At 45.9% G+C, this 5,758-nt stretch carries 3 protein-coding genes; all 3 read left to right on the forward strand.

Going from position 1 to position 5,758, the window contains the following annotated elements; translation table 11 throughout:
- Window positions 1-181: helix-turn-helix domain-containing protein (locus tag Q8J68_RS13780; protein WP_305312089.1), on the forward strand; the 181-nt coding region annotated here is incomplete at its 5' end.
- Window positions 182-254: 73 nt separating this feature from the next.
- Window positions 255-5,444 (forward strand): DEAD/DEAH box helicase, encoded by a 5,190-nt coding sequence (locus Q8J68_RS13785; protein WP_305312090.1) that lies wholly within the window; start codon window positions 255-257, stop codon window positions 5,442-5,444.
- Window positions 5,441-5,758: hypothetical protein (locus tag Q8J68_RS13790; RefSeq protein WP_305312091.1), on the forward strand; the 318-nt coding region annotated here is incomplete at its 3' end. The genes Q8J68_RS13785 and Q8J68_RS13790, both read left to right, overlap by 4 nt.

Below are 5,758 nucleotides of genomic sequence, written 5' to 3' on the forward strand. Positions count from 1 at the left end.
GGTAAAAGAGATATGCTCATACATGGGCGTGAGCAGTGACACGGTTTATCGGTGGGTTGAAACACACGAAATGCCGGTTCATCGGATGGGGCGTTTATTCAAATTCAAGATTTCTGAGATTGATGCATGGGTCAAGGCTGGCGGAGCAAACCGCAAGCCACAGAAGGGCAATTCTCAGTGACGGTTATTCTGGATAAGCATGTAATAGTCTATAATTCATTGTCGGGCAACGCGGTCAACAGGAGGGTTCACAGATGAATGTATTCGAGCTTAGAGAAAAGCTGATTGCTGATTATAGCTCATTTGTTAGGGGCTTCATAACCATCAAAGATGAAAGTATCAAAGATTTGGTGGCTGCTGAGTTGCGAGATGGCTTGCTTTGGCCTGATCCACTCATTCAATTGAGTCCTTTTTTCGAATCCGGTGAATCTATAGATGAACTGGTCAAGGCAGGCATCCTGCATTCTACCTGTAAACAGATCTTCCGCATTAAAAAAGACCAGGCAGACTTTGGCAAACAGATGCAGTTGCATAAACATCAGACTGAAGCTATCAAAAGAGCTGATAAAGGTTTGAACTACATCCTTACTACCGGAACCGGATCGGGCAAGAGCTTGGCATATATCATCCCGATAGTAAATAGCATTCTCAAGACAGGCAGCGGAAAAGGAATCAAGGCAATCATTGTTTACCCCATGAATGCTCTTGCCAACAGCCAGGCATTGGAACTCACCAAGTTTATCGAGTTTGGCTTCCCCAGTGGAACAAAGCCAGTTACTTTCAAGCGCTATACAGGGCAGGAATCTGAACAGGAGAAGAATGAGATTTGTTCCAATCCTCCAGACATACTGTTGACTAATTATGTAATGCTGGAGCTGATTCTTACCAGACCCAATGAAGCACCACTGGTAAATGCCTGCAGGAATCTGAAGTTCTTAGTCTTGGATGAACTGCACACCTATCGCGGTCGCCAGGGTGCTGATGTGGCTATGCTAGTTAGGCGTACCAAAGACGCGGCTAATGCCAGAGATGTCATCTGCGTAGGGACATCAGCCACTCTCTCCAGTTCAGGAAACCGCAGTGAGCAAAACAAAGAAATTGCCAGGGTAGCTTCTTTACTATTTGGCAGTGAGGTAAAACCCGAGAATGTGATCGGAGAGACACTCCAGCGAATAACTACCGAATACGACTTTGCCGATGCAGAAGTCACCGGAAGGATAAAAGACATACTGCTGCAAATTGACTCTAGTCAGGAGCTTAGTTATGAAGATATTAAACATAATGAGCTATGCTCCTGGATTGAATCTTACTTTGGATTAAGCACTGACCCAGAATCACAGAAGCTGGTTCGTTCTGTTCCCAAGAGCATTTCGGGAATAGAAGGCGGAGCTGAAGCACAGGCTAAGCTTACAGGGATAGATCGCAACATTTGTGCCAGAGCTATTCAGAAGATGTTGATGATTGGTTATAACACAGTCAATCCTGCCAATGGATTTCCTGTTTTTGCCTTTAGACTGCACCAATTCATCAGCCGTGGTGATACAGTTTATGCCTCATTGGATGAGCAGGAGATCAGGCATCTCACCATTCAAAGACAGGTGTTCGTGCCCAACAGCAATAAAAACAAAATACTGCTACCCTTGGCGTTCTGCCGTCATTGCGGACAAGAGTTCTATACGGTGCTGAGGGTCTTCGATGAAGAGAGAAACGCTTTCAAATTTATCTCACGTGATCTGAACGAGCGCATCTTTGAGAGTGATCAGGAAGCGGGCTTCCTCTACGTTAATGATGCTGACAAATGGTCTGACAACATCGCAGAGAATGCTGAAAAGGTTCCTGCTGAGTGGAAAGACCAGAATGGCAAAGTGCTGTATAATCGCAAAGAATACCTGCCAAAACCTGTTTATCTGAATCCTGATGGTTACCAAAGCAATGACGGCAGACAAATGCTTTTCCTGACCGCTCCTTTCCGCTATTGCCCCAATTGCAATGTATCCTATGCTGCCAATCAGCGTAGTGACTTTGCCAAGCTCTCTGCTCTCGGTACGGAAGGCAGAAGCACAGCTACGACTATTCTCTCATTGTCTGCAGTCAGGCATATCAGGCAAATGGAGCTACCCAAAGAAGCCCAGAAGTTGCTTAGCTTCACCGATAACAGACAGGATGCGTCTCTGCAATCAGGACACTTCAATGATTTTATACAAGTTGGCTTATTGCGGGGTGCCTTGTATCATGCACTTTACAATAAGGGTGCTGAAGGGGTAAGGCATAGCGAAATTACACAGCTTGTCTTTGATAGTCTGAATCTACCTTTTGATGACTATGCATCGAACCCTGAAGCCAGTAAAGGTGTGGCAAAAATCGAGACTGAACGTGCTTTGCGAAACGTGCTAGGCTATCATCTTTATCGTGATTTGAGAAGGGGTTGGCGAGTAACTGCGCCAAATCTGGAGCAAACGGGTCTCTTAGAAATAGACTATCTTTCTATCAATGAATTGGCAGAAGACGTAGAGCAATGGTCTGGATGCCATCCTGCCCTGTCCTCAGCAAGTAGAGATAGCAGATTGAACGTTTTGAAAGCTCTCTTGGATTGGATGAGAAGGGAACTTGCCATCAAAGTGTCCTATCTTGATCAGCAAGATCAGGAAAGGATTTTACAGCAAAGCCAGCAACGTCTGATTCCACCTTGGGGTTTTGATGAAAATGAGCAGGCAAGACAGCTAACTCATGCTGCTATCTTGTATCCTCGGTCCCGCAGGAACGGCAAGGACTATGGAGGAGATGCCTTTCTCTCTACCCGGAGTGGTTTTGGTCAGTTCCTCCGCCGTTCGAACACATTCAGCAATTACACTCAAAAGCTATCGTTGGATGATACCCAGCTTATTATCGAAAACCTAATAAACGGCTTAGTCGCCTATGGCATAATTGAAAGAGTAAGAGAAGCCAAAGGAGATGATGATACCGATGGTTATCAATTAGTAGCAGATTCGATGGTCTGGAAAGCAGGTGATGGCAGCAAAGCAGCCCTTGACCCGATTCGACAAACCTCTTCCTCTGATCAGGGACAGCCAGTTAATGATTATTTCAAAGAGTTTTATCAATTCATAGCGGCTTCCACAACCGGTTTGTATTCCAGAGAACATACTGCCCAGGTATCCTATGACGAACGAGAACGGCGTGAAGAGGGATTCAGAAAAGCTGATTTACCCATTCTTTACTGCTCTCCCACTATGGAATTGGGTATTGATATTTCGCTCCTAAATGTGGTTAATATGCGCAATGTTCCACCCACTCCTGCGAACTATGCCCAACGCAGTGGACGAGCGGGCAGAAACGGTCAACCGGCTTTAGTATTTACCTATTGCTCTACAGGTAGTCCCCATGACCAATATTTCTTCAAACGTCCGGTTAATATGGTTTCAGGCGCAGTTGCGACCCCTCAGATTGATCTTGCCAATGAAGACATGCTCCATTCTCATCTCAACGCTATTTGGCTTTCTGAAGCTAAGTTAAGCTTGGGAACTACGCTTACTGAGGTGATTGACAACTCTGGACAGCCACCAACACTGGAATTGCTTCCGAAGATTCAAACTACCCTTAATGACTTTGCTATCAGGCAAAGAGCATTAAGCAGAGCAGCAAAGATCATCTCTTCTATCGAAGAGGCATTAACTGGCTCGGCCTGGTTTACTCCTGATTGGCTCAGCGATATGATGAACCAGTTGCCCATGCAGTTTGAACAAGCCTGTGAACGCTGGCGAGGTCTTTACAAAGCTGCTCTAAGACAGCAGGAAGTGCAGAACAAAATCATTCTGGATGTTTCCCGTGGGCAATCGGACAAAGATCAGGCAAAACGGCTGAGACGAGAAGCAGAATCGCAACTCGACCTGCTTACATCTTCAAGTGGTGCCTTCCAATCTGATTTCTACAGCTATCGTTACTTTGCCAGTGAAGGTTTTCTGCCCGGTTACAATTTCCCCAGGCTGCCACTCTCTGCTTTTATCCCCGGTAGAAGGCTGAAAAGCGGTAAAGACGAATACCTCTCCCGACCGAGGTTCCTGGCTATAACAGAATTCGGACCCCGCTCTTTTGTCTATCACGAAGGTTCCAGATACATCATTCACCAAGTCATTATGCCAGCCCAGGATGACCAGAATAACGTTACTACAACTGAATCCAAGCTTTGTCCCCAGTGTGGCTACCTACACACCGACAGTGCCAAAGACTATATCTCACAATGCAATGTTTGTGAGCATTGTGGAAGCCAGTTAGATGCACCCATTCCCAATCTGTTCAGGCTCCAAAACATGGTAGCAAAGCGCAGAGACCAGATCAACTGTGATGAGGAAGAGCGGCTAAGACTCGGCTTTGATGTCAGGACAACCCTGCGTTTTGCTGTACGCTCAGGAAATCTATCTTGTGTGAGCGCAAAGATCATGCTTGCGGACAATTGTCTTGGCAAGCTTACTTATGGCGACTCTGCCATGATTTGGCGCATTAATATGGGTTATCGCAAGCGTAGTGCAGGTGAACCGGAAGGTTTTTGGTTGGATACTGAGCGAGGTTATTGGGCAAAGCGACCTGATGAAGACAGTGATGATGATTCGCCAATGGGAAAATCCAAAATACTCGTTCGTCCTTTTGTGAGTGACACCAAGAACTGCTTGCTCTTTGAACCGGAGTTTCAGATAAGTCACACAATCCTGGCATCGCTGCAAGCTGCTCTGAAAAATGCCATCCAGAGAGTGTTTGAACTGGAAGATAGTGAGCTGTCAGTTGAACCTTTACCTTCCAGAGATAATCGGAAGTCCATCCTCTTTTATGAGTCCTCTGAAGGTGGAGCAGGTGTGCTGAAGCGTGTTATAGACTCCACAGGGTTTAAAAGAGTTATCAGGGAAGCCATAGAGCTCTGCCACTATGATGCTAATACTTTTGAAGATATGCACAAAGCTATCCATGCCAAAGAAAACTGCGAAGCTGCCTGTTATGATTGTCTGATGAGCTATTCCAATCAAACCGACCATGAACTACTGGATCGCAAGGCCATAATAGATATCTTGATTAGTCTCCTCAGTGCTGATATTTCTCGCTCCTCCAGTGAGTTCTCCCGGCAGGAGCATTATACAAGGCTGAAGAACCTGGCAGGCTCGGAACTTGAGGTCAAATGGCTGGATCAGATCTACAACAATGGCTTTATCCTGCCGACCCATGCCCAGGAACTGATAGATTCATGTCACACCCGACCAGATTATGTCTATAAAGACAAATACGTTGCTATCTATATTGACGGACCTGTCCATGATACTCAAGAACAAACAGCAACAGACAAAGAGATCGGAGTGGCACTCGAAGACTTAGGCTGGCATGTTATCAGGTTCAGATATGACAGTGATTGGAGAGAGATTATTGCTACTAATGAAAACATCTTTGGAGCTTCTAAATGACATATAGTATTGGTTCCCTGGTAAATACCCGTGGCAGAGAATGGATCGTACTGCCTGAATCTACTGATGAGCTCATTATCGTTAAGCCACTGGGTGGTAGTGATGACGAGATAACAGGCATTCTAACAGCTCTGGAAGACGTGAAACCTGCCTCATTCAATTTACCTGATCCCACTCAACTGGGTGATTTCCAATCCTCCAGATTGCTCCGTGATGCACTCAGGCTGGGCTTTCGCAATAGCGCGGGACCTTTCAGAAGCTTTGGCAGATTGGCGGTTGATCCCCGTCCCTATCAGTTAGTGCCTTTGATGATG

Origin of the sequence: Methanolobus sp. (genome assembly GCF_030682845.1) — an archaeon.
Lineage (GTDB): Archaea > Halobacteriota > Methanosarcinia > Methanosarcinales > Methanosarcinaceae > Methanolobus.